The 23,897-nt window shown below is 74.0% G+C and carries 20 protein-coding genes; 13 read left to right on the forward strand and 7 right to left on the reverse strand.

Annotated features, from left to right (window positions below; genetic code table 11):
- Positions 1–188: 188 nt before the first annotated feature.
- On the reverse strand, positions 189–1,280 hold the full coding sequence (locus ACFYML_RS28955; RefSeq protein WP_387423630.1) for a hypothetical protein: 1,092 nt from the start codon (positions 1,278–1,280) through the stop codon (positions 189–191).
- Positions 1,281–1,309: 29 nt separating this feature from the next.
- Here ACFYML_RS28955 and ACFYML_RS28960 point away from each other — a divergent pair, with 29 nt between their 5' ends.
- From ACFYML_RS28960 to ACFYML_RS28970, 3 genes are all read left to right on the forward strand, one after another.
- Positions 1,310–1,810: a cation:proton antiporter regulatory subunit gene (locus tag ACFYML_RS28960; protein WP_387423631.1), complete on the forward strand. Its 501-nt coding sequence runs from the start codon at positions 1,310–1,312 to the stop codon at positions 1,808–1,810.
- Positions 1,811–1,815: 5 nt separating this feature from the next.
- Positions 1,816–3,024: a cation:proton antiporter gene (locus ACFYML_RS28965; RefSeq protein WP_387423632.1), complete on the forward strand. Its 1,209-nt coding sequence runs from the start codon at positions 1,816–1,818 to the stop codon at positions 3,022–3,024.
- Between the two features lie 170 nt (positions 3,025–3,194).
- Positions 3,195–3,623: a hypothetical protein gene (locus ACFYML_RS28970; RefSeq protein ID WP_357434540.1), complete on the forward strand. Its 429-nt coding sequence runs from the start codon at positions 3,195–3,197 to the stop codon at positions 3,621–3,623.
- Positions 3,624–3,773: 150 nt separating this feature from the next.
- Here ACFYML_RS28970 and ACFYML_RS28975 read toward each other — a convergent pair whose 3' ends face one another.
- The 5 genes from ACFYML_RS28975 to dnaK all read right to left on the reverse strand — a co-directional run bounded on the left by ACFYML_RS28975 (position 3,774) and on the right by dnaK (position 8,480).
- On the reverse strand, positions 3,774–3,983 hold the full coding sequence (locus ACFYML_RS28975; protein ID WP_387423633.1) for a hypothetical protein: 210 nt from the start codon (positions 3,981–3,983) through the stop codon (positions 3,774–3,776).
- A 146-nt stretch (positions 3,984–4,129) separates the two neighbouring features.
- Positions 4,130–4,570, reverse strand: a complete 441-nt coding sequence (locus ACFYML_RS28980; protein WP_387271213.1) for a heat shock protein transcriptional repressor HspR — start codon at positions 4,568–4,570, stop codon at positions 4,130–4,132.
- Positions 4,571–4,598: 28 nt separating this feature from the next.
- Entirely contained in the window at positions 4,599–5,780 is a 1,182-nt protein-coding gene (gene dnaJ / locus ACFYML_RS28985) for a molecular chaperone DnaJ (protein ID WP_387423634.1), read from the reverse strand.
- 79 nt (positions 5,781–5,859) lie between these two features.
- Positions 5,860–6,621: a nucleotide exchange factor GrpE gene (gene grpE / locus ACFYML_RS28990; RefSeq protein WP_387423635.1), complete on the reverse strand. Its 762-nt coding sequence runs from the start codon at positions 6,619–6,621 to the stop codon at positions 5,860–5,862.
- Positions 6,618–8,480 (reverse strand): molecular chaperone DnaK, encoded by a 1,863-nt coding sequence (dnaK, locus tag ACFYML_RS28995; RefSeq protein WP_387423636.1) that lies wholly within the window; start codon positions 8,478–8,480, stop codon positions 6,618–6,620. The genes grpE and dnaK overlap by 4 nt, the downstream gene beginning before the upstream one ends.
- A 219-nt stretch (positions 8,481–8,699) precedes the next feature.
- Here dnaK and ACFYML_RS29000 point away from each other — a divergent pair, with 219 nt between their 5' ends.
- The 3 genes from ACFYML_RS29000 to ACFYML_RS29010 all read left to right on the forward strand — a co-directional run bounded on the left by ACFYML_RS29000 (position 8,700) and on the right by ACFYML_RS29010 (position 13,571).
- Positions 8,700–10,538 (forward strand): ABC transporter, encoded by a 1,839-nt coding sequence (locus ACFYML_RS29000; protein WP_387423637.1) that lies wholly within the window; start codon positions 8,700–8,702, stop codon positions 10,536–10,538.
- Between the two features lie 100 nt (positions 10,539–10,638).
- A complete protein-coding gene (locus ACFYML_RS29005; RefSeq protein WP_387423658.1) occupies positions 10,639–12,297 on the forward strand; it encodes a GTPase in 1,659 nt (552 codons plus the stop codon).
- Between the two features lie 53 nt (positions 12,298–12,350).
- Positions 12,351–13,571, forward strand: coding sequence for a hypothetical protein (locus tag ACFYML_RS29010; RefSeq protein WP_387423638.1), 1,221 nt, complete (start codon positions 12,351–12,353; stop codon positions 13,569–13,571).
- Between the two features lie 76 nt (positions 13,572–13,647).
- On the opposite strand, the gene ACFYML_RS29015 is transcribed toward ACFYML_RS29010, so the two are convergent.
- Positions 13,648–14,385, reverse strand: a complete 738-nt coding sequence (locus ACFYML_RS29015; RefSeq protein ID WP_387423639.1) for a hypothetical protein — start codon at positions 14,383–14,385, stop codon at positions 13,648–13,650.
- Positions 14,386–14,871: 486 nt separating this feature from the next.
- On the opposite strand from ACFYML_RS29015, the gene pdhA reads away from it, so the two are divergent.
- From pdhA to ACFYML_RS29050, 7 genes are all read left to right on the forward strand, one after another.
- A complete protein-coding gene (gene pdhA / locus ACFYML_RS29020) occupies positions 14,872–16,050 on the forward strand; it encodes a pyruvate dehydrogenase (acetyl-transferring) E1 component subunit alpha (protein WP_387423641.1) in 1,179 nt (392 codons plus the stop codon).
- On the forward strand, positions 16,050–17,039 hold the full coding sequence (locus ACFYML_RS29025; RefSeq protein WP_387423642.1) for an alpha-ketoacid dehydrogenase subunit beta: 990 nt from the start codon (positions 16,050–16,052) through the stop codon (positions 17,037–17,039). Before pdhA ends, ACFYML_RS29025 begins: the two co-directional genes overlap by 1 nt.
- Positions 17,040–17,044: 5 nt before the next feature.
- Positions 17,045–18,475, forward strand: a complete 1,431-nt coding sequence (locus tag ACFYML_RS29030; RefSeq protein WP_387423659.1) for a dihydrolipoamide acetyltransferase family protein — start codon at positions 17,045–17,047, stop codon at positions 18,473–18,475.
- A gap of 225 nt (positions 18,476–18,700) precedes the next feature.
- Positions 18,701–18,838 carry a hypothetical protein gene (locus ACFYML_RS29035; RefSeq protein WP_187413317.1) on the forward strand — a complete coding sequence of 46 codons (138 nt, stop codon included), beginning with the start codon at positions 18,701–18,703 and terminating at the stop codon, positions 18,836–18,838.
- A 348-nt stretch (positions 18,839–19,186) separates the two neighbouring features.
- Positions 19,187–21,817, forward strand: coding sequence for a hypothetical protein (locus tag ACFYML_RS29040; protein ID WP_387423643.1), 2,631 nt, complete (start codon positions 19,187–19,189; stop codon positions 21,815–21,817).
- A gap of 118 nt (positions 21,818–21,935) precedes the next feature.
- On the forward strand, positions 21,936–22,067 hold the full coding sequence (locus ACFYML_RS29045) for a hypothetical protein (protein WP_387423660.1): 132 nt from the start codon (positions 21,936–21,938) through the stop codon (positions 22,065–22,067).
- A gap of 25 nt (positions 22,068–22,092) precedes the next feature.
- On the forward strand, positions 22,093–23,820 hold the full coding sequence (locus tag ACFYML_RS29050; RefSeq protein ID WP_387423644.1) for a recombinase family protein: 1,728 nt from the start codon (positions 22,093–22,095) through the stop codon (positions 23,818–23,820).
- The last annotated feature ends 77 nt before the right edge of the window (positions 23,821–23,897 follow it).

A 23,897-nucleotide genomic window follows, 5' to 3' on the forward strand; every position in this document is an offset into this window, starting at 1 on the left:
GGCGTGTCGAGTCGCTCAGCTGCCGACGATCATGAGTGGGCCCGCGAGCGTGATGGCGCAAACGATTCAGCTCCAAAGGACGCCACCACCAAGACCGCGCCGCAGCCGGAGGCCGATCCCGGGGCCGGACGGACGCCGGTCGCCGGAGCGCCGCCCGGGACGAGCGCGGCCGCCAAAAGGCCGAGCGGTCAGTCGCCGACCAGGACCACCCTGATCCAGCGGCGGGCGCCCACCGGGCCGACGGACAGGACCGTCTCGTCCGGGGCGCGGGCCGCGAGCGCGCCGTCAGCGAGCAGCGACAGGTAGTGCTCGGGGCCGACCGGCCAGCTGACCGGCTCGTACCGGCCGTCGACCACCACCCCCACGCCCTCCGGCCCGGTCACCGCCACCCGCCCGGCGCCGGCGGGAGCCACCGAGTGGATCCGGTCCGGGCGGCCGTCGGCACGCACCAACTGCCAGTTGCCCCGGTAGCGCCAGAGCGCCGGGAAGCCCGTCCGGTCCGGTCGCTCCCCGACCAGCCAGGCCTCGCCGTCGGGCGAGCGCATCACCCGCACCACGCCGACCTCGCCGTCGGGCGCCGGCACCTCCGTCCGCTGCCAGCGCCGTCCCTGGTCCGCGGAGACCGCGGCGTACGGCCTCCCGTCGCTCGCGCCGGCCGCCACCAGCAGATCCTCGACCTCGCGCACGGTGTTCACGGCCGGCAGTCCCGGCTGGGCGGCCAACGGTCGCAGCCGGCGGCCGTCCCAGCGGGCCACCTGGCCGTCCTGCTCGGCCACCTGGAACTGCCCGTTGGCACCCGACAGCACCGGCGGCGGCGCGTTTCCCGGGTGGTGGGTGAAGGTGACGCCGCCGTCGGTCGAGGCGTACCAGCCGAACGGCTCGGCAGCGAGCACCAGCAGGCCCTTCGGGGCGTAGAGCTGCTGATTGTCGGCGACCGGCCGGGGATGCGGCAGCGCCCGCCAGGACCGCCCACCGTCCCCGGTGGCGAAGAGCAGCGCCGGGCAGTCCCGGCCGGGCGGCCGACCGTCGCAGGTGGCGAAGAGGGCGTACGCCTGGTCGGCGTCGACGAACTCGACGAACGGCGGGTCGTACCGGTCGGGGACGGCGACCTGCGCGCGGCGTACCTCGTCGACGTCGGCGACCGGCGGCGCGGTCGCCGACGGTCGGGGTGACGCGGAGGCCCGGTTCGGCGGTGGCCGGCGGACGTCGCCGATCGAGCAGGCGGTCAGCACGGGCAGCAGCAGGAGGACGACCAGGCGGCGGGATCTTGGAGAATCCATTCGAGCTCCAACCGGGTAACCTCGCCTGCGTGCGAGTACGTGTCGAACAGACTGCCTTACCGGGGATCGGCGTACGTCACGACCTGGTGACGGAATCGGGCCGCCGGGTCGGCGTGGTGTCCCACCGCAACGGCCGACGGGATCTCGTCCTCTACGACCCGGACGATCCCGACTCCTGTCAGGCCGACATCCCGCTGACGGACGACGAGGCCGAGGCGCTCGCCGACATCCTCGGCGCGTCGCTGATGCTCGGCCAGCTCTCCGGGCTGCGTGAGCAGGCCGCAGGTCTGCTCACCGAGCAGATCGCCATCCCGGCCGGCTCGAAGTACGTCAACAAGCGGCTGGGCGACACCAAGGCGCGTACCCGCACCAGCGCCTCCATCGTGGCGGTGCTACGGGACGGCGAGGTCATCGTCTCGCCGGACCCGACCTTCCGCTTCGCGGCCGGTGACGTCGTGGTCGTGGTGGGCAACCGCCAGGGCCTCGACGGGGTGAGCGCAATCCTTGCCGACACCGACCCGGACGGCTGACGCGGATGCACGAAACCACCATTCTGCTCATCGAGGTCGGCGCGCTGCTGCTGCTGCTCGGGCTGCTCGGCCGACTCAGTCGCCGGGTCGGCCTCTCGCCCATCCCCCTCTACCTGCTCGCCGGGCTCGCCTTCGGCCACGGCGGCCTGCTGCCGCTCAACGCCAGCGAGGAGTTCTTCGCCGTCGGCGCGGAGATCGGCGTCATCCTGCTGCTGGTCATGCTCGGCCTGGAATACAGCGCCAACGAACTGGTGGGCAACCTCCGTTCGGCGGCCCCGGCCGGCCTGATCGACGCGCTGCTCAACGCGCTGCCCGGCTTCACCTTCGCGCTGCTGCTCGGCTGGGGCTGGATCGCCGCCGTGGTGCTCGCCGGCGTCACCTGGGTCTCCTCGTCCGGGGTGATCGCCAAGGTCCTCGGCGACCTCGGCCGGGTCGGTAACCGGGAAACCCCGGTGATCCTCTCCGTGCTGGTGATCGAGGACCTGGCAATGGCCCTCTACCTGCCGCTGCTCACCGCGCTGCTCGCCGGGGTCGGCCTGGTCAAGGGCGGTGTGGCGCTCGCCGTCGCGGTGCTCACCGTGGTCGTCGTGCTGGCCGTCGCCATCCGGTACGGCCACCTGATCTCCGCGGCGCTCTCCGCGAAGGACCCCGAGGCACTGCTGCTCGGGGTGCTCGGCCTGACCCTGCTGGTCGCCGGCGTCGCGGCCAAGCTGCAGGTGTCCGCGGCGGTCGGGGCGTTCCTGGTCGGCATCGCCCTCTCCGGCCCGGTGGCGCACCACGCGACGGAGCTGCTCTCCCCGCTGCGGGACCTCTTCGCCGCGGTCTTCTTCGTGTTCTTCGGGCTGGTCACCAACCCGCTGGACATGCCGCCGGTGTTGCTGCCGGCCCTGGGGCTGGCCGTGGTCACCATGGGGACGAAGCTGCTCACCGGTTATCTGGCGGCCCGGCGGGCCGGGATCGCCGAGCCCGGTCGCTGGCGGGCCGGCTTCGCGCTCACCCCGCGCGGCGAGTTCTCCATCGTCATCGCCGGGCTCGCCGTCGCCGCCGCGCAACCGATCGAACCGAAGCTGGCGGCGCTCGCCACCGCGTACGTGCTGATCACCGTGGTGACCGGGCCGATGCTGGCCCGCCTGCCCGATCTGCCCTGGTTCAAGCGCTGGCTGCGCCAGCGCACCGCCGCCCGGCGGCCCGTCCCGGTGGGGGCGGCCGACTGACCCTGGTCGGGCCGGGTCGACCGTACGGTGGACCCGGCCCGGCCAACGGTCGCCGAATTGGTTCCGGGAAGGTCTACCGCAGGTACGCGCAACCGCGTTACCGTGTCGCCCCAGCAGCCAGCGTCCGCGGGTGGCCGGTGCCCCCGCCAGCGGAAACGGAAGGTTGGCCGGTGAGCGTGCAGGAGTCAACGTTCCGCGGCTTCGCCAACCCCGTCGACCCCTCGCCGGCGGAGCTGCGGGCCTGGGCGTACCAGCCGGACTCCGTGCCGCTGGCCTCCATGCCCCCGGACTGGGACCTGCTGGTCGCCGGTGACCACCTGGTGCACACGCTCTTCCAGCTAGCCATGGACACGGCCTGCCCGGCCCGCCGGTTCGCCCTGCACTGCCTCTACATCTACGCCGCCGACGGCATCCGCACGAACTTCCGGGCCCACCCGAAGCGCCGCTTCCGCAAACTCGTCGAGCAGGCCGAGCGGACCGGGGACGAGCTGATGCGCAACTGGGCGCACAACAGCCGGGTGCTGCTCGCCCGGCCGGACCTCTTCGCCTACCCCGACTGGTGCGAGGGCGGCCTGGTGCGGGAGAACCGGCGGCTCTAGCCCTCTTTCCTCCTGTGGTGGGGGTGTGGCCCCGCCGTGATGGCGAACGGGCCGGGACCCCCTCGCGGCATCACCGCGTCCCGGCCCGCACGTCAAGACGCGAACGGGCCGGGACCCCCCGTGGGTCCCGGCCCGCACGTCGCCGGATCGTCAGCTCGTCGATCCGCCCTGCGTCTTGCGCCGCTCGTCGAGCCTGGCCCGGTCGATGCCGTGGTCCAGCTGGTCGGCGAAGCGACCTTCTTTGATCTTGTCGGTGAAGCGGCTCTCGGTGATCCGATCGAACCGCTCGCGGATGTTCACGGCCATCTTCTCCAGCCGGTCCTCCGCCTCCTGCGCCACCTTCTTCGCCGATTCCGTCATGGCTCCCCCTGCCAAGTTCGGAGTCCGGATTGAGTTGGTTGGGCCTGATTCACAGGTTAGCGGAGAGAGCGGCTGTCGGACGCGGAACAGCCACTCATCCCGTGGATCCGCACGGAATGAGTGGCTACCGGCGGCGGAGCGCGGGATCAGCGATCGCCGGTGCGGCGTGGCCGCCAGACGACCAGCGCCGTCGAGGTGCGGTTGGTGGGCACGAGGTCGCCACGGGACAACCGGCCCAGCGACTCCAGCTCGGCGATCCGCCGGTACGCGGCGTCCAGCTCCGCCTCCAGCCGGGCCACCCGCTGCTGGGCCTCCTCCAACAGCCGTTCCAGGCCGATGATCCGCTTGACCCCGGCCAAGTTGATGCCGTCGTCCTGGCTGAGTCGCTGCACCTCGCGGAGCAGCACCACGTCCCGGACGCTGTACCGGCGACCCCCGCCGGACGCCCGGCCGGCCTGCACGAGGCCGAGCCGGTCGTACTGGCGCAGGGTCTGCGGGTGCATCCCCGCCATCCGGGCCGCCACCGAGATCATCAGGACCTTGGCCTCGTAGGCAGGGTCACCCGAGCCGACGAACTCCTGCGACATCCCCGCTCACCTCCGCTGCCTTCACCGGTCAACTGAACCGACGCACCCGGGCGTCGAGATGTTCCCGCGCGGCGGGCGGGGTCTGTTCCGCGAACGCCTCGAGCGCCGCCCGCGCCTCGTCCGACACCTTCGCCGGGACCACCACGTCGAGGGTGACCAGCAGGTCACCGGCGCGGCCGTCCTTGCGTACCACGCCCTTGCCCCGGGCCCGCAGCACCCGGCCGCTCGGAGTACCCGCCGGCACCCGCAGGGTCACCGTCCCGTCCAGGGTCGGTACGCGCAGGTCGGTGCCGAGCACCGCCTCCGCGAACGTGATCGGCACGGTCAGGGTCAGATCGTCCCCGGAGCGCCCGAACAGCTCGTCCGGGCGGACCTTCACGTGGACGAACAGGTCGCCCGCCGGGCCGCCCCGCTCGCCCGGTTCGCCCCGGCCAGCCAGCCGGATGCGCTGGCCGTCGGCCACCCCGGCCGGAAAGCGCACGTTCAGCGTGCGGGTCTTGGTGACCCCGCCCGTGCCGTGGCACTCCGGGCACTTCTCCTCGACGATCGTGCCGACGCCCTGGCAGTTGCGGCACGGCTCGGAGAAGCTGAACGACCCCTGGTTGCGGGTGGTCACGCCGGCGCCCTGGCAGACCGGGCAGGCCACCGGCTGGGTGCCCGGCTTGGCGCCGTTGCCGTGGCAGGTGTCGCAGATCCCGGGGGCGCGCAGCGTCAGCGGCAGCGTGACGCCGCGTACCGCGTCCTCGAAGTCGAGCGCCACCTCGGCCTCGACGTCCCGGCCGCGGGCCGGGCCGCGAGCGCGGGCCGGACCGGCGCCACCGCCCGAGAAGATCGAGCTGAACAGGTCGGTGAACCCGCCGCCACCGAACCGGGTGCCGGTGCCGCCGGCAGCGCCGCCGAACAGGTCGGAGACGTCGAACGGCATGCCGCCCGGCTGGCCTCCGGTACGGGCGTTGCGCCGGAACGCACCCGAGCCGAACAGCGACCGCATCTCGTCGTACTCGCGGCGCTTCTTCTCTTCGCCGAGCACGGCGTACGCCTCGGAGACGGCCTTGAACCGCTCCTCGGCCTTCGGGTCGCCGGGGTTGTGGTCCGGGTGCGACTCCCGAGCCAGCTTCCGGTACAACTTCTTGATCTCGTCGGAGGAGGCGGACTTCTCCACGCCCAGCACGGCGTAGTAGTCCTTCTCGATCCAGTCCTTGGAACTCACCCGTCCACCCCCTTCCACGGGACGTACCCCGGTCGTCCCGCCCGCCCGGTGCGGGCGGGCGGGACGTCACGGGTCGGCACTACTCGGGGTCGGCGACCGCGACCAGGGCCGGCCGCAGCAGCCGTTCGCCGAGCTGGTAACCCCGGCGCATGACCTGCACGCAGGTCGGTTCGGTCACGTCGGCGGAGGTCTGGTGGGCCACCGCCTCGTGCCGGGTCGGATCGAACGGGTCGCCCTGCTCGCCGAACGCGGTCAGGCCGAACTTGCCCAGCGCCGTGGTGAGCTGCTCGGCCACCGAGCCGAACCCGCCCACCAGGTCGCCGTGCTCGCGGGCCCGGTCCAGGTCGTCGAGGATCGGCAGCAGCGCGGTCAGCACCGAGCCGGTCGCCTGCTCCTGAACCAGGGCGCGGTCCCGGTCGACCCGCTTGCGGTAGTTGGCGTACTCGGCCGACACCCGCTGCACATCCCGGGTCCGCTCGTCCAACTCGGCCCGGAGCGCCTCCAGCTCGGCACCGAGCGGTCCGCCCGGCTTGACGACCTCCTCGACCTCCTCGGTCGGCTCGGCCGGCGCGTCGACCACCGGCGGACCGGAGACCGGCGCCTCGGTCTCGATCTCGTCGACCACGACCTCGGTCTCCTCGACCAGCCCCTCGGCGGGCGCGTCGGCCGCGGCGTCCGCGGCTGCGGCGTCCGCCGCGGGCTGCTCGGTGGTCTTGCCGATTCTGCGCTTGTCTCGGATGACGATCCGCGGCTCGTCGCCGGCGCCCGACCCGGTGGAGCCCGAGCCACCCGGCGCCGACCCGGTGGAGCCCGGGTCGGCCGCTCGTGGCTTCTCCGTCACTTCTTGTCCTCGTCCACGATCTCCGCGTCGACCACGTCGTCGGCGCCGCCGGCCTTCGCGCCACCCGTCGCACCGGTCGCACCGGCGCCCGGCCCGGCCTCGCCCGGAGCACCCTGCTCGCCCTGCTGCTGCGAGTAGAGCAGCGAGCCGGCCTGCTGGGAGACCTGGGCCAGCCGCTCGTGGGCCGCCTTGATCTTGTCGATGTCCTGGCCGCCGAGCGCGCTGCGCAGCTCGCCGAGCGCCTCGTTGAGCTGGTCCCGGTTCTCGCTGGGCAGCTTGTCGCCGCTCTCGGCGAGGAACTTCTCGGTCTGCCACTGGAGCGCCTCGGCCACGTTGCGGGTCTCCGCCTCGTCGCGGCGCCGCTTGTCCTCCTCGGCGTGCTCCTCGGCGTCCCGGCGCATCCGCTCGATGTCGTCCTTCGGCAGCGAGGAGCCGCCGGTGATCGTCATCTTCTGCTCCTTGCCGGTGCCCAGGTCCTTGGCGTGCACGTTGACGATGCCGTTGGCGTCGATGTCGAAGGTGACCTCGATCTGCGGCACGCCGCGCGGCGCCGGCGGGAGGCCGGTCAGCTCGAAGGTGCCGAGCTTCTTGTTGTAGGCCGCGATGTCCCGCTCGCCCTGGAACACCTGGATCAGCACCGACGGCTGGTTGTCGTCCGCCGTGGTGAAGACCTCGGAGCGCTTGGTCGGGATGGTGGTGTTGCGCTCGATCAGCTTGGTGAAGATGCCGCCCTTGGTCTCGATGCCGAGGCTCAGCGGGGTCACGTCGAGCAGCAGGACGTCCTTCACCTCACCCTTGAGCACACCGGCCTGCAGGGCGGCGCCGACGGCGACGACCTCGTCCGGGTTCACGCCCTTGTTGGGCTCCTTGCCGGTGAGCTGCTTGACCAGGTCGGTCACGGCCGGCATCCGGGTCGAGCCGCCGACCAGGATGACGTGCTCGACGTCGGAGACCTTGATCCCGGCGTCCTTCACGGCCTGCTCGAACGGGCCCTTGCAGCGGTCCAGCAGGTCCTGCGTCATCCGCTGGAACTCGGCGCGGCTCAGGGTCACGTCGAGGTGCAGCGGGCCGGCGGAACCGGCGGTGATGTACGGCAGGTTGATATTGGTGGTGGTGGCGGCGGACAGCTCGATCTTGGCCTTCTCGGCCGCCTCCCTGAGCCGCTGCATCGCCATCTTGTCCTGGGACAGGTCGATGCCGTGCTCGCCACGGAAGGTCTTCACCAGGTGGTCGATGATCCGCTGGTCCCAGTCGTCACCACCGAGGTGGTTGTCACCGCTGGTGGACTTGACCTCGATGACGCCCTCGGCCAGCTCGAGCAGCGAGACGTCGAAGGTGCCGCCTCCGAGGTCGAAGACCAGAACGGTCTGCTCCTTGGAGCCCTTGTCCAGGCCGTACGCCAGGGCGGCCGCGGTCGGCTCGTTGACGATCCGCAGCACGTTGAAGCCGGCGATCTCACCGGCCTCCTTGGTGGCCTGGCGCTGCCCGTCGTTGAAGTAGGCGGGGACGGTGATCACCGCGTCGGTGATCTGCTCGCCCAGGTACGCCTCGGCGTCCCGCTTGAGCTTCATCAGCGTGCGGGCCGAGATCTCCTGCGGGGTGTACTTCTTGCCGTCGATGTCGACGGTCCAGTTGGTGCCGATCTCCCGCTTGACCGAGCGGATGGTCCGGTCGGGGTTGGTCACCGCCTGGCGCTTGGCGACCTCACCGACGAGCACCTCCCCGTTGCGGGCGAACGCGACGATCGAGGGGGTCGTCCGCGAGCCTTCAGCGTTGGCGATGACGGTGGGCTCACCGCCCTCGAGAACGCTGACGCAGGAGTTCGTCGTGCCGAGGTCGATGCCGACCGCACGTGCCATGTTCGCTTCCTCGCTTCGTAACGGTGAGCAGGTCAGGGGCCTCGCCCCCGAGCTGCCCGGCGGGTCGCCCGCAGCGACCGCACCACAAGTTGAGTGGACCGGACTCAATAGTGCCACGCGGCCGGCAAACCGCAAGTCGAGGTTGAGTCGACCCGACGCAACCTGACCGTTATTACTGTCCGGTTGTCTTCCCTTGCATCGGTCGGGCACGCTTTAGCGGTGACGACGCATGGCGATTCCGCCACCCATTCCGGCACGCCCGCCGTCGCAGCCCGCTCCGGACCCGACGCCGGGGAGGACCCACCCGCCACCGGCGCCGAGGGCCTGCCCGCCGCGCTCGCCGGCCTGCGGGCCGCGATCGGGGCGGCGCGGTTCCCGCTCATCCTGCCCTCGGCGGAGCCGGCCCGGCGCGCCGCCGCCGGCCTCACCGACCAGCTCGACGACTATCTGCTGCCCCGGCTCGCCCGGCTCGACGCCCCGCTGCTGGTGGTGGTCGGCGGCTCGACCGGCGCGGGCAAGTCGACCCTGGTCAACAGCCTCGTCCAGGCGCGGGTGAGCGCCGCCGGGGTGCTCCGCCCCACCACCCGCTCGCCGGTGCTGGTCTGCAACCCGGCCGACGCCGCGTGGTTCCGCCGGGGCGACCTGCTGCCGGGCCTGACCCGGACCAACGAGCCGAGCGAGCACCCGGGCACGCTGCACCTGGTCACCGCGCCCGCGCTGCCGGCCGGGCTGGCCTTCCTCGACGCGCCCGACATCGACTCGGTCGTCGACGCCAACCGGGCGCTCGCCGGGCAACTCCTGGCCGCCGCCGACCTCTGGCTCTTCGTCACCACCGCCGCCCGTTACGCCGACGCCGTCCCCTGGGAGCTGCTGCGTGGCGCCCGGGCCCGCGGCACGGTGATCGCCATGGTCCTGGACCGGGTGCCGCCGGAGGCGGCCGACGAGATCGCGGCCCACCTGTCGGAGATGCTCGCCGCCCAGGACCTCGGCGCCGCGCCGCTCTTCGTACTGCCCGAGACCTGGGTCGACGGGCAGGGGCTGCTCCCCGACAAGGTCACCGCCCCGCTGAGCGCCTGGTTCGCCCGGCTCGCGGCGGACGCCGAGGCCCGCTCCGCCGTCGTCCGGCAGACCCTGGACGGCGCGCTCGCCGCCCTGCACCCCGCCGTGGAGGGGCTGGCCGACGCCGCCGACGAGCAGGTGGCCGCCGCCGACGCGCTGGACGAGCGGGTACGGGCGGCCTACCGGGGGGCGGAGCGGACCGTCGCGGAGGGGCTCAAGGACGGCCGGCTGCTCCGCGGCGAGGTGCTGGCCCGCTGGCAGGAGTTCGTCGGCACGGGCGAGTTCTTCCGCACCCTGGAAGCCCGGATCAGCCGGCTGCGCGACCGGGTGGTGGGCAGGTTCACCGGGCGTCCGGCCCCGGCCGCCGAGTTGCGGACGGCCATCGAGTCCCAGCTCGTGACGCTGCTGCGCGGGGTGGCCGCCGAGGCGGCGGAGCACGCGTACACCGGGTGGAAGGCGCACCCGGCCGGTGCGGCACTGCTCGAACCGGAGCTGGCCCACGCCTCGGCCGACCTGCCCGCGCGCGCCGAGCGACTCGTCCGCGACTGGCAGCGCGGGGTGCTGGAGCTGGTCCGGGCCGAGGGCGGGGACCGCCGCTTCGTGGCCCGCACGGCCGCGTACGCGGTCAACGCCACCGGGCTGGCGGTCATGATCGGGGTGTTCGCCTCCACCGCCTTCATCCCGACCGGGCTGGAGGTCGCCACCGGCGCCGGCACCGCGGTCGCCGGGCAGGCGGTCCTGCAGGCGATCTTCGGGGACCAGGCGGTCCGGAACCTGGCGACCAAGGCCCGGGCGGACCTGCTCGACCGGATCGGCACGCTGCTGGCGGAGGAGGCGGCCCGGTTCCGCGCCCGCACCGAGGCGGCCCGCCCGGGCGTCGAGGCCGGCGCCGACCTGCGCCGGGCGGCCAACGAGGTGGAGAAGGCCCGGCACCGCAGCGGCCTGACCCGTGCGGACGGGCCGGTGCTGCCCGCCGTCGACCAGGGTGGCCACCGGTGAGCACGCCGACCACAGGCCGGGCCGGGGCCCGGGCGGGACGCCGCTCGGCCGGGTGGGCCGGAGACGAAGGTGGGCCGAGGTGAGCAACATCGTCGGTCGGATGCGCGAGGCGTTCCGCGGCGACCAGCGGGTCGACCCGGACGTCCTGGTCACGCGCCTGCAGGCGGTCCAGCGCTTCCTCGAGGCGGTGGGCGGCCAGGTGCCCGACTCCCAACTGGTCACCGCGCACACCGTGGTCGAACGGGCCGGCACCCGGCTCGCGCTGTCCGGGCACCACACCGTGGTCGCCCTGGCCGGGTCGACCGGCAGCGGCAAGTCGAGCCTGTTCAACGCCCTCGCCCGGCTGGACCTCTCGCCGGTCGGCGTACGCCGGCCGACCACCGGGGTCGCGCACGCCTGCGTCTGGGGGCCGCTGGACGGCGCGGCCCGGCTGCTCGACTGGATCGGGGTGCTGCCCCGGCACCGGTTCGTCCGGGAGAGCGCCCTCGACGGCGACGACGAGTCGGCCCTGCACGGCCTGGTCCTGCTGGACCTGCCCGACTTCGACTCGGTGCAGCGCGCCCACCGGCTGGAGGTGGACCGGCTGCTCGGCCTGGTCGACCTGGTCGTCTGGGTGGTCGACCCGCAGAAGTACGCGGACCGCGTGATCCACACCAGCTACCTGCGCGAGTTCCACCGGCACAAGGACGTGACGGTGGTGGTGCTCAACCAGGCCGACCGGCTGCCCCCGGCCGAGCTGCCCCGGGTCCTCGGTGACCTGCGCCGGCTGCTCGACGCCGACAGGCTGACCGGGGTGCCGCTGCTGCCCACCGTGGCGGTGGACCCGGCCAGCCTGGACGGGCTCCGCGCCGAGCTGGAGAAGACGGTCGCCGAACGGCAGGCCGCCCTACGCCGGCTGACCGGCGACGTGGACGCGGTGGTGGCCGGGCTGGCGGAACTGGTGGGGCCGGAGCCGCCACGCAGTGGCCCGGACGACCGCTCGACGAAGGAGCTCACCGCGGCGCTGGCCGGGGCCGCCGGGGTGCCGACGGTGGCCGAGGCGGTCGAGGCGGCGTACCGGCACCGGGCCGGCGGGACGACCGGCTGGCCGCTGGTCCGCGGCTGGCGGAGGCTCCGGCCGGACCCGCTGCGCCGGCTGCACCTGCCCGGCGGGGACGCTGCCGCGCCGGCGGAGAGCCTGGTCGCGGCGACCTCCGTACCCGATGCCACCGCCGCGCAGCGTTCGGCGCTCAACCTGGCCGTCCGCGCGGTGGCCGACCGTTCCGCCGCGGACCTGCCGGCGCCCTGGCCGGCCGCGGCGGCCGCCGCAGCCCGGTCCCGGCTGGCCGACCTGCCGGACGCGCTGGACCACGCGGTCGCCGCCACCGACCTGGGGATGACCCGACGACCCACCTGGTGGCGGGTGGTGGGCGGCCTCCAGTGGCTGGTCACCCTCGCCGCGCTGGCCGGGCTGGGCTGGCTGGTGCTGGGTTACGCACTGCGCGCGCTGGGTCTGCCGGCGCTGGAGCAGCCGCGGCTCGGCGAGGTGCCCTGGCCGACCGTGCTGCTTCTCGGCGGCCTGCTCGCCGGGCTGCTGCTGGCGGCGCTGACCCGGCCGGTGATCCGGTGGGCTGCCGGGCGCGCCCGGCAGCGGGCCGAGGGGCGGCTGCTGACCTCGGTGGGCCGGGTCGGCGAGAAGTACGTGCTGGACCCGGTCTGGGCGGTGCTGGCCCGCTATGCGGAGGCCCGGGAGGCGCTGCAGGACGCCACCCGGCGCTGAGCCCGGGCGCGCTGGACCGTGTCCGGACCGGCCGACCGGCGTAGGGTCGGTGCATGGCCACGCCACAGACCCCCTACGAGGCGGTGCTGCACGCCGCTCGCGACGTGACGAGGCTCGACTCCGCCCTCGACGCCGAGATGCTCGGCGCCGCGCTGCTGGGCAGCGTCTACGCCGTGGCGGAGTCCGACCGGGAGACCGCCGTCCGCGAGTTCGTGGCCGGCTTCCTGGCCGCCACGTCCCGCCGCCGCAGCGCCGCCGCCACCACGATCCGCGCAGTCTTCGCCGCACTGGTACCGGATGCCGAGGGCGCCACCCGGGTACGCCCCGGCGCGTACGCCCCGGACTGGGCCGGACAGCTCGGGCGGGTGCACCTCACCGGCGCCTGGGCGTACGGGGACGTGTACGGCGACCAGACCTCCTACCTGGCCACGTTCGCCTACGACGACGCCGAGGGCGGCCCGGAGCACGCCCTGGTGGCTCTGGTCGACCACAACATCGGCATCACCAAGGACGTCTTCGTCGGCGGTCCCGCCGGGCGGATCGTCGAGCAGGCCCGCCAGATCTGCACCGAGGACGAGCTGACCTGGTTCCGTACCGAGGACCCGGCCCGGATGCACGCGGAGGTGCGCCGGCACCTCGCGGTCACCGACGACCTCGGGGAGCTGCCCGCCCAGGGTTCCCTGGCCACCGACCGGGCGCTGGTCGGCGCGCGGTTGGCCGTCCTGCCGGGCCCGGCCCGGGCCGGCCTCGGGGACGTCCCGCCGCCCACCGACGCGGAACGGACCCGGCTGGTGCGGGCCTTCCTCGCCGCGCCGGAGGCCGCCCGGTTCGGCCTGGACACGGTGGCCGACGCGGAGCTGGCCTCGCTGCACTTCTGCCTGGGCCTGCTGCTCGACCATGCGGCCAGCTTCCCGGACGCCGACCCGATGCGTTGGAGCCCGACGGTGGCCGAGCTGTTCCTGCTGGACTGGGTGCACCGCCGGGCCGTGCTGGACATGGACGACGCGGCGATGCTGCCTCGGGTGCTGCGCGGCTGGGCGGCGTACGCGGCCCGCCAGCGGGGCCTGCCGGCGGCGGCGGTCCGGCGGACGGACGAGGCGATCGAGGAGATGGTCCCGGAGTTCGCCCGGCTCTACACCACCGGGGAGCGGCGCAGCCCCGCCACCGCCGCGGTCGCCCAGCTCATGGCGGACGGCGTCGACCCCGACGATCCGGCCGCCCTGGACGCCTGGATCGAGGCCAACCGGCACCGCCTCACCGACGACCCGGCCTGAGGCGGCCGGCGGGCACCCCGCCCACGATCGCGCCGATTCACAGAAGGTGTGGCCTTCCGCACGGGAGGCCACACCTTCAGTGAATCAGGCTGCTCCGGTACACAGCCGGCACGGTGGCGCTCGGGCCCGGTTCGGCGGTGGGGCGGAGGGTCGGCCCGGGCGTCTCCTCGGGCGGCGCGCTGGTCGGCGGCGGCGAGTTGTCCGGTGACGTGGTCGCGCTGGGCTGCGCGCTCGGGGTGGTGGAGGGATCGGTCGCCGGCCCGGAGAGGGTGCTGGTCGGCTCGGCCGTGGGGCTCGGCGTCGGGTCCGGCGTGGCCGGATCGGAGGCCGACGGCGAGGGTGACGGGACCGGCGACGGGCGCGGCGGGGTGGTCGGCCTGGGGCGGCTGGGCACCTTCGCGGGTGCGGTCGGCCGGGGCCGCCGGCGCGGGCCCAGGTCGGCGTCGTCGGGCAGGGCCGGGGCGGCGGCGAGGGCCGGCAGACTGGCGGCGTCGGCCACGGGCGTCCGGGTGGGGACGACCGGGGGCTGGGTGCCCTGGATGACCACCGGGCCGACCGAGGGGGTCGGGATGAACGGAGTGCTGCTGTCCGGCAGGGCGCTGTTGCCCACGGTCGCCGACCCGGCGCTGATCGCGGCCAGGATCGGCATGGACGCGGTGCCGGCGAGCAACGCGACGGTGAAGAGATAGCCCCGGCTCGGGGAGCTCAGGCCGGGCGCGCGGTGCGCCCCGACCACGCGGCGGTACGCGGCCCGGGGCGACGCGCGGTGGTGGCCGAGGAGCGGGGCACCGGGACCCTCTGCTGGCTGGGACACCGCACACTCCTCGTACGTCGACACGGCGGCACGCTCGGCCAAGCCGGACAAAGGCCGTCAAACGCCTCGTCATGGAACACCAGTCAGCTTGAACCAGCGACGCTCAGTTCACCAGCCGTCACCGCGTGTCGACACACCCGGTGTCCGTCGACTCATGGGAACTTGCGCGACAAAAAACCCATGCGTCGCGAACCAGACCGAACGTCACCGGCGGGGGAGGCCATACTGTGGGCCCGCTCACGACCTCTGCAATCATTCAGGCACGACGGCAACGCAGCCGCCACCTCCGCGTACCTCGCGGCGGTGCGGAACGGCGCCGGCGCTCCCGGGCCGGGTTCCCCCACGGACCCGGCTCACGCCGCGCGGCAACCCTCACCGGGGCTAGGCGCGGCCGCCAGGAACCAGCCCGGCTCGAGCCGGGCGGCGCACGATGTGCGCGGCACGGGACACCCCCGGCGCCGGCGCAGACCAGACAGGGAGAGACGGATGGCAAAGGGCGACCCCGGGGTCACCAGCCGCGGCCGGCGGGCCGCACCCCGTTCCAAGCGTGCCGCCGTAGCAGGCGAGCCGGAACTCGTACAGCTGCTCACGCCCGAGGGCGAGCGGATCGAGAGCGCACTCGGCCCGGACGGGACCGAGTACCGCGTCGACTTCACCGACGAGGAGTACCGCGGGCTCTACCGCGACCTCGTGCTGGTCCGCAAGCTCGACGCGGAGGCCACGGCGCTGCAGCGCCAGGGCGAGCTGGGCCTGTGGGCCAGCCTGCTGGGCCAGGAGGCGGCACAGGTCGGCTCCGGCCGCGCGCTGCGCACCCAGGACATGGCCTTCCCCACCTACCGGGAGCACGGCGTCCTCTACTGCCGGGGCATCGACCCGATCATGCCGCTCGGCCTGTTCCGCGGCGTCGACCAGGGCGGCTGGGACCCGAACGAGTTCAAGTTCAACATGTACACGATCGTCATCGGGGCGCAGACCCTGCACGCGACCGGGTACGCCATGGGTGTCGCCATGGACGGCAAGACCGGCAGCGACGACGGCGAGGCGGTGATCGCGTACTTCGGTGACGGCGCCACCAGCCAGGGCGACGTCAACGAGGCGTTCGTCTGGGCCAGCGTCTTCAACGCCCCGCTGGTCTTCTTCTGCCAGAACAACCAGTACGCCATCTCCGAGCCGCTGGAGCGGCAGACCCGCGTCCCGCTCTACCAGCGGGCGGGCGGCTTCGGCTTCCCCGGCGTCCGGGTGGACGGCAACGACGTGCTCGCGTCGTACGCGGTGACCCGGCACGCGCTGGACAACGCCCGGCACGGCCAGGGCCCGAGCCTGATCGAGGCGTACACCTACCGGATGGGGGCGCACACCACCTCCGACGACCCGACCCGCTACCGGATCGCCAGCGAGGTCGAGGCCTGGCGGGCCAAGGACCCGATCGCCCGGATGAAGGCGTTCCTGACCAAGCAGCGGATCGCCGACGAGTCGTTCTTCGTCGAGGTGGACGAGCAGGCGCGCGCCGAGTCGGTGCACCTGCGCGAGCGGGTGCTCGCCATGCCGAACCCGGAGCCGGTGACCATGTTCGACCACGTCTACCCCACCGGGTCCCCGGAGCTCGACGAGCAGCGGGCCCAGTTCACCAAGTACCTGGAGTCGTTCGAGGGGAGCGCGCACTGATGGCCACGGAGACGCTCACCCTCGGCAAGGCCCTCAACGCCGGCCTGCGCAAGGCCCTGGAGCACGACCCGAAGGTCGTGATCATGGGCGAGGATGTCGGCAAGCTCGGCGGCGTGTTCCGGATCACCGACGGCCTGCAGAAGGACTTCGGCGACCAGCGGGTGATCGACACCCCGCTCGCCGAGTCCGGCATCATCGGCACCGCGGTCGGCCTGGCCATCCGCGGCTTCCGGCCGGTCTGCGAGATCCAGTTCGACGGCTTCGTCTACCCGGCGTACGACCAGATCGTGTCGCAGGTGGCCAAGATGCACTACCGCTCGCAGGGCAAGGTCCGGATCCCCATGGTCATCCGGATCCCGTACGGCGGCGGCATCGGCGCGGTCGAGCACCACTCGGAGTCGCCCGAGGCGTACTTCGCGCACACCGCCGGCCTGAAGGTGGTGACCTGCGCGAACCCCCAGGACGGCTACTCGATGATCCAGCAGGCGATCGCCTCGGACGACCCGATCGTGTTCCTGGAGCCGAAGCGGCGCTACTGGGAGAAGGGCCAGGTCGACGTGGACGCCCCGCTGGCCGAGGCGTACCCGCTGCACGCCGCCCGGGTCGCCCGGCCGGGCACCGACGCCACCGTGCTGGCGTACGGCCCGATGGTCCGCACCGCCCTCGACGCGGCCACCGCCGCCGCCGAGGACGGCCGGGAGTTGGAGGTCATCGACCTGCGCTCGCTCTCCCCGCTGGACCTGACCTCCGCGTACGAGTCGGTGAAGCGCACCGGGCGGTGCGTGGTCGTTCACGAGGCCCCGGGCAACCTGGGCCTCGGTGCGGAGATCGCGGCCCGGGTCACCGAGGAGTGCTTCTACTCCCTGGAGTCCCCGGTGCTGCGGGTCACCGGCTTCGACACCCCCTACCCGGCCGCCCGGGTGGAGGAGGAGTACCTGCCCGACCTCGACCGGGTGCTCGACGCCGTCGACCGCACCTTCGGCTGGTGAGCGCGATGTCCCGGATCAAGGAGTTCAACCTCCCCGACCTGGGCGAGGGCCTGACCGAGGGCGAGATCCTCGCCTGGCTGGTCAAGGTGGGCGACGTGATCGAGCTGAACCAGCCGATCGTCGAGGTGGAGACGGCCAAGGCGGCGGTCGAGATCCCGGCGAAGTGGGCCGGCCAGGTGCAGGCGATCTTCCACCCGGAGGGGGCCACCGTCGAGGTCGGCACCCCGATCATCGCGATCGACACCGACCCGGGTGCCGGGCCGATCGAGGAGTCCACGACCGCCGGCCTGCCCACCCCGTCGGCGGCTTCGCTGGCCGCCGTCGAGATCGCGCCCGAGGAGGGCATGGTCGAACCGGGCCTGATCGGCGGCGCGGCACCGGGCGGGCGGACCGCCGTGCTGGTCGGCTACGGCCCGCGGAACGCCCCGGCCAAGCGCCGGCCGCGCAAGGGCGCCGTCCCGGCCCAGGCCGCCGCGGCCCCGGTCCAGGCCGCCCCGGTTCCGGCTCCGGTGTCGCCCGCGCCGGTGGTGAACGGCACCGGCCGGGCCGGTGAGCCGGTGCTGGCCAAGCCGCCGGTCCGCAAGCTCGCCAAGGACCTCGGCGTCGACCTGGCCGCGCTGGCCGGCTCGGGCCCGCTGGGCTCGATCACCCGGGAGGACGTCCAGCGGGCCGCGTCGGCCCCGGCGGCGGCCGAGCCGCTGACGGTCGCGGCCCCGGTGGCCGCGAGCTTCGGCGTCGACCGCGAGCAGCGCATCCCGGTCAAGGGGGTACGCAAGCTCACCGCGGAGAACATGTCCCGGTCGGCGTTCACCGCGCCGCACGTCACCGAGTTCCTGACGGTCGACGTGACCCGGGCGATGAAGGCCCTGGATCGGCTCCGCGAGCGGCGCGAGTGGCGGGACGTCCGCGTCTCGCCGCTGCTGCTGGTCGCCAAGGCGGTGCTGCTGGCGGTCAAGCGCCACCCGATGGTCAACTCGACCTGGGCCGGCGACGAGATCGTGGTGAAGGACTACGTCAACCTGGGCATCGCGGCGGCCACCGAGCGCGGCCTGATCGTGCCGAACGTCAAGGACGCCGGCCGGCTCTCGCTGCGCGAGCTGGCGGACGCCCTGACCGCGCTGGTGCAGACGGCGAAGGCCGGCCGCACCTCCCCGGCCGACATGTCCGGCGGCACGCTGACCATCACCAACGTCGGCGTCTTCGGCGTCGACACCGGTACGCCGATCCTGCCCCCGGGCGAGTCGGCCATCCTCGCCTTCGGCGCCGTACGGGAGCTGCCGTGGGTGCACAAGGGCAAGGTCAAGCCGCGCCTGGTCACCACGCTGGGCCTCTCCTTCGACCACCGGATCATCGACGGCGAGCTGGGCTCGAAGTTCCTCCGCGACATCGGGGACTTCCTGGCCGATCCGGAGGCGGCGCTGCTCGCCTGGACCTGACGGTCCACGACACCAGGCAACGGCCGGTGTGCCACGGGTGAACGCCCGGCACACCGGCCGTTGCCGTTGGGCGGACGAAATCGTCGGCGGCGGAAGGGCGGCTGCCTACGATCCTTCGGCACGTGGCTCAGCTCACCTAATAATCGATGGAAGTTGGCCGCGTTACGTGCTTCAATAAAAGACATCAAGGGGCTGACAACCGAATAGCCAGGAGGAGAGACCCAGATGAGCATGATCGAGCGAATCCGCACCCGCCGCGACGCCAACCGCCGCGCCCGCGCCATCGAGCAGGCGCTGCGCTCCGCCAACTCCCCGGCGGTCCGCGAGGAGCTTCTCGCCATCGCCCAGCGTCACATGAGCTGACGCCCCCAACTTTCCTCACCTCCTCCAGTTCGAAGACCCGCCCGGTCACCCCGGGCGGGTCTTCGGCGTTTCACGTCGATTGACACCGGGATTCCACCTCGCCGCACCGCCCGGTACGGTGGGGCTCGGTCGCCACCCGCCCGCCGCTGGACCGATCGCACTGACAGAAGCCGATCGACAACATCCGGTCACGGTAAGTGGCGACCGGGGTTCCCCCAGGCGCCTCCCGGCGGCCACCCGATACGGTGCGGGGAGCCCGCACGGCCGGTTACCCGCCGGCAACGCCGGCAACCGGCCGACGGTCCCGATCGGTATCGGTGGCCGACATGTGATGGAGGAGGCGTACCCATGACGTCCGAGGCCCCGAACCGCCCTGGCCAGGAGCCGGGCGAGGCGTCGTCGGGCGCCGGCGGACCGGCACCGTACGGCGACCGCCCGGCGCAGCAGGGCAACGGGTACGGCGGCGCTCCCGACCTCGGCTGGGCACCGCCGCCGCCGGCCGGGCGGCCCGCCCCGTCGGCCCCCGCCTGGGGCGCACCGGACGACCAGCCCGCCGCCTGGGCGCCACCGGGTGGCCAGGCCGCCGGCCGGGCCACCGCGCAGGTGCCGCCGCCCGCCGAGGGGTGGGGTGGCCCCGCGCAGCCGGGCTGGGGAGCCCAGGAGCAGGGCACGCCTGGCTGGACCGCCGCCCCGCAGGCTGCCTCCCAGGAGCAGGGCGCGCCCGCCTGGGCCGCCGGCCCGTCGAGTGCTTCCGCCGAGCCCGGCCCACCCGCCTGGGGGGCCGCGCCGGGCGGGCCCGCCTGGGCCGCCGCCGCTCCGCCGGCCGGTTCGCCCGGCGAGCAGCCGGCCTGGGCGCAGTCCGGTGAGGCGGGCGCTCGCGGCGCCGCCTCGGTCCCCGCGCCGGCCACGGCCCCGCACGAGGCATGGGCCACTGGCCAGCAGGGCGACGACCCGGCGCGCTCGGACGGCTGGCCCACCGCGGCCGGCCCGCAGGACGACCGCTCCGGGGGCTGGGCCGTCGGGAGCGGCGCCCAGCAGCAGGACGACGCGAACCGCTCGGGCGGCTGGGGCGCGGCCCCGCAGGAGGACCAGCCGGCCTGGGGCCAGCCGGGCGAGCACGGCACCCCCGCCTGGTCGCCCGCCGAGCCGCCCGCCCGCGCCGCCGCCAAGGTCTCTGTACCGGGTGTGCCGGCCGAGAACGCCTGGCCCGGCCAGGACGACCCGGCCCGCTCGGGCGGCTGGGACACCGGAGCGGCCGCCCCGCACGACGACAACCCGGACCGGTCCGGCGGCTGGGCCGCCGGCCGGGCCGCCGAGGCCGGCCAGCAGCCCGGTTGGGCCTCCGCCGCCGTCCCGCCGCCGCCCGGCGACCGGCCCGAGTCCGGGGCCTGGCCGTCGGCGGAGGCGCCGGCCCGGGCCAGCGCCTCGGTCCCGTCCCCCGACTCGCCGGCCTGGGGCGACAACCAGGACGGCCCCGCATCGTGGACGCCCGAGCGGCCGGCCATTCCGGACGCCGAACCGTGGGCGCCCGGCGAGGCGTGGGGCCGATCTGCCGAGGCCCAGCCCGAGGAGCCGCCGATCTACCAGCCGGCCCCGGGTCCGGGCATCTCCCCGGCCAACGCCGTGCCCCTCCCGCCCCAGGAGCAGCGGGTGCCGGGCGCCGCGCTGGCCGCGGCGCCGCCCGCCGACTACGTGCCGCCCGCGCAGTTCGCTCCGGCCGACCGGGACCCGTACGAGGCGGAGCAGTCGGGCGGCTGGGGTGCGCCGGAGTCGGCGCACGACGAGCACCAGTCGCCGGCCGGACCGGTGGTGCCGGGTCCGCGTACCTCACCGGAGGCAGGCGGTCACGTCTCCGCCAGCGCCTCGGTGCCGGTGACCAGCCGGGTGACGCCCCCGGCCGACCAGGCCCTGCACGCGGCCGGCGTGCCGGCCCCGCAGCCCCGGGTGTACGGCCGGCCCACCCGCCCCGAGCCGGAGGAGGCCCCCGGAGCGGACGGCTTCCCGGAGCCGGGCCCGCGCTTCGACGAGCACGGCCCGCTGTCGCGGACGGACGAGCCGGACCGTCCGCACGGCTTCCCCGCAGCGCCCCCGGTGCCGTCCGCCCCGCCGTCCTCGCCCGCTGCCCCGCCGCCGTTCCCGCCCGGCGTGCCGTCCTTCGCCAACCCGTCCGGCAGCACCCGCCCGGTGAACGGGGTGCACCCGCAGAGCGACGGGCACGCCGGCGGCCAGCACGACCCGTTCGGCGCTCCCGGCGGCCAGCACGACCCGTACGGTGCTCCCGGCGGCCAGCACGACCCGTTCGGCGGCACCGGCCCGAGTGACCCGTACGGCGGGCCCGGCGGTCCGCACGACCCGTACGGGGCTCCCGGCGGCCCGCACGACCCGTACGGCGGGCCCGGCGGACCGGGTGACCCGTACGGTGCGCCGGGGGGCGGTCGCGCGGCGGTTGCCGCACCCGGGCCGGGACCGATGGGCGAACCGGGCCCGGGCGGGTTCCCGCCCCCGTTCCCGCCGCCGCCCCAGCAGGCGCCGCCGTCCTGGCAGCAGGGCCCGGCCAACGGGCCGGAGCAGGGCCGCTTCGACGCGTTCAAGCCGGAGGCCGAGCCGAAGACCGAGGCGCCCACGCCGAAGGTCCGCAACGGCCGGGTGCTGGCGGCCGTGCTGATCGCGGCGGTGCTGATCCTCGCCGTCCCGCTCGGCCTGCTCACCCTGCTCGGCAAGATCGGCGGGGACAACAAACCGGCTCCGTTCAACCCGGCCGTGGGCGCCTGCATCAAGCAGTCCGGCACGGGCGCGGCGGACGCCGACTGCGCCGAGCCGGGCGCGTTCAAGGTCGTCTCGAAGGTCGAGAGCAAGGACAAGTGCGCCGACCCGACGCAGCCAAGCGTGGAGCTCCAGGGCGTCGAGGGAAACCGGGTGCTCTGCCTCAAGCCGGCCGTCGCGCCGACGCCGTCGTCCACGCCGAGTGCCAGCCAGTAGCAGCTCTCCGACGGCGGGGCACGGTGGTCCGTGGCCCCGCCGTCGTCCCTCCCGGATGTGATCCACCCCGCCGGGGGTGCCGGCCGAATCGGGGCCCGCGATCCGGCAGACTGAAGGCATGAGCGCACGAGTATGGGCACCTGAGCTGCGCGGCCGGGGCTGGCTGAACACCGGCGGGAAGGCCGTCACCCTGGCCGACCTGCGTGGAAAGATCGTTTTGCTCGATTTCTGGACGCCTCTTACGGTCTAACTAACTCGTTGCTAGCGTCCTCGGCATGCAACCCGCCGAGGTCCCCGACCCGTCCCGATGCTGCGCCCTCTACCTGCGCCGCTCTCACCGCAACGCCGAAGGCGACGCCCGCAACGGCCGTTCACTCGCCGAGCAGGAAGCCGAGCTTCGCGAGCTGGCCGCCCGCCTCGGTCTCGTCGTTCTCTACGTCTTCGTTGAGCGGGAAGGGACCGGCGCGTCCCGCTTCTCTATGAAGGCCCGTCCCGAGTGGAAAAAGGCGCTCGAATCGCTGCGGGTCGGCGACCGCTTCCGGACACTCCTCGCCTGGTCACTTGACCGCGCTGACCGTCGTGGCGCGGTCGAGATCGGCCGGCTTCTGGACGAGCACGCCAACGGCTCGCGGCGGATCGTCGGGGCGGACGGCACCGACACCAGCGACCCCCGCCGCCGCCTAGAGCTGATCATTCGCGCCGAGATCGCGCGTGAAGAGGTCGAGAACCTGTCGCGCCGGGTCAGCCGTACGAAGAAGTTCCGCCGTGCCGAGGGCCGCTGGCTCGGCGGCCCCCCGCCGTTTGGCCTACGGATCGAAGACGGCCAGCTCGCCCACGACCCCGAGACCTACCCGACCGCTCGCCGGATCGCCGATGAGCTTCTGACCGGGTCGACGATCTGGGCGACCGTGAAGGGCCTGAACGAAGACGGCATCCCCTCGCCGCGCGGCAAGTCCTGGGGCGTGGGCACGGTCGCGGCTCTCGTCCGCTCGCCCGGCTGGGCGGGTCTCCAGTCCATCCGGGAGCGAACGGCTTCCGGCCGCTGGCGGCACACGGCCGAGCTGTACCGCGACGAGCGCGGCCAGACGGTCAGCGTGGGCGAGGGCGTGATCACGCCGGGCGAGCGAGCGCGCATCCTGCGCGCCATCGGCGACAGGTCGGCGACCATGATCCAGCACGGGCGCTTCGTCAGCCGAGGCGACCGCCGCTCAGCGACGATCCTCGCCGATGTTCTTCGCTGCCCGTACTGCGATGGCCGCTCGGCGCAGAGCGGGGCCGCCGACCGGAAGGTCTACCGCTGCGGCAGCTACGGGAACGGCCGAACCTGCGACGGCTTCACCGTTCCGATGGCGGAAACCGACGAGGCGGTCTCGCTGGCCTTTCTCTGGAGGCTCGCCACGCTGGAGCCGGGCGACCCGCTTCTAGAGGCCGTGGCGGACGCTTGGACCGCCCGGGTCGCTCACGACGACATCGAGGCCCGAGACGCGGCTCAGGATGCCCTAGACGAGGCCCGCGCCGACCTTGCCCGAGTGCGTCGGCTGGTCGCCGCCGGTACGTTCACCGAAGAGGACGCCGCCGAGGTCATGCCCGAGCTGCGGGCGAAGGTCAAGGCCGCCGAAGACGCCCTCGCCCGCATCCCCGTTCCCGAGGCTGATATCTCGCCCCTGCTGGACCTCGCCCAAAGCGTCCCGACCTTCTTCGATCTCCCAGCAGCCGAGCGCCGGGCGCTTCTCGGGCTCGCCGTCGCCGAGGTCCGCCCTACCCGCGCCGGTGCGCGGGGAGTCCGCTTCAAGGCGTCCGAGCGGCTTCTGATCGTGTGGGCCGACGGGACCACGTCGCACCCGGCCGACCTACCAGACAAGACGACCGAGAAGGTCTACGCCCTGCTCGCCGACAACCCCGCGATCACTGTCGAGGAGGTAGCCGAGGCAATCGGCCGGAAGTCCCGGACGGCCCGGCGCTACCTCGAATCGGCGCGATCGCTACTCCCCGCCGCGCACTGACTCATGCAACCCAATAGGACAGGCCCCGGCCTAGCGATTCCGCCGCTGACCAGGGCCCTAGACGGAAACGGAGCTTC

Origin of the sequence: Micromonospora sp. NPDC007230 (assembly GCF_042869115.1) — a bacterium.
GTDB lineage: Bacteria > Actinomycetota > Actinomycetes > Mycobacteriales > Micromonosporaceae > Micromonospora.

Excerpts from the sequence above, each read along its gene's own strand:
- ACFYML_RS29010 (WP_387423638.1), top strand. The coding sequence starts at position 12,351 with ATGGCCACGCCACAGACCCCCTACGAGGCGGTGCTGCACGCCGCTCGC.
- ACFYML_RS28955 (WP_387423630.1), bottom strand. The coding sequence starts at position 1,280 with ATGGATTCTCCAAGATCCCGCCGCCTGGTCGTCCTCCTGCTGCTGCCC.
- ACFYML_RS29045 (WP_387423660.1), top strand. The coding sequence starts at position 21,936 with ATGAGCGCACGAGTATGGGCACCTGAGCTGCGCGGCCGGGGCTGGCTG.
- ACFYML_RS28980 (WP_387271213.1), bottom strand. The coding sequence starts at position 4,570 with ATGTCGCAGGAGTTCGTCGGCTCGGGTGACCCTGCCTACGAGGCCAAG.
- ACFYML_RS28975 (WP_387423633.1), bottom strand. The coding sequence starts at position 3,983 with ATGACGGAATCGGCGAAGAAGGTGGCGCAGGAGGCGGAGGACCGGCTG.
- pdhA (WP_387423641.1), top strand. The coding sequence starts at position 14,872 with ATGGCAAAGGGCGACCCCGGGGTCACCAGCCGCGGCCGGCGGGCCGCA.
- ACFYML_RS29035 (WP_187413317.1), top strand. The coding sequence starts at position 18,701 with ATGAGCATGATCGAGCGAATCCGCACCCGCCGCGACGCCAACCGCCGC.
- ACFYML_RS29050 (WP_387423644.1), top strand. The coding sequence starts at position 22,093 with ATGCAACCCGCCGAGGTCCCCGACCCGTCCCGATGCTGCGCCCTCTAC.
- ACFYML_RS29005 (WP_387423658.1), top strand. The coding sequence starts at position 10,639 with ATGCGCGAGGCGTTCCGCGGCGACCAGCGGGTCGACCCGGACGTCCTG.
- ACFYML_RS29040 (WP_387423643.1), top strand. The coding sequence starts at position 19,187 with ATGACGTCCGAGGCCCCGAACCGCCCTGGCCAGGAGCCGGGCGAGGCG.
- ACFYML_RS29025 (WP_387423642.1), top strand. The coding sequence starts at position 16,050 with ATGGCCACGGAGACGCTCACCCTCGGCAAGGCCCTCAACGCCGGCCTG.
- ACFYML_RS29030 (WP_387423659.1), top strand. The coding sequence starts at position 17,045 with ATGTCCCGGATCAAGGAGTTCAACCTCCCCGACCTGGGCGAGGGCCTG.
- dnaK (WP_387423636.1), bottom strand. The coding sequence starts at position 8,480 with ATGGCACGTGCGGTCGGCATCGACCTCGGCACGACGAACTCCTGCGTC.
- ACFYML_RS28965 (WP_387423632.1), top strand. The coding sequence starts at position 1,816 with ATGCACGAAACCACCATTCTGCTCATCGAGGTCGGCGCGCTGCTGCTG.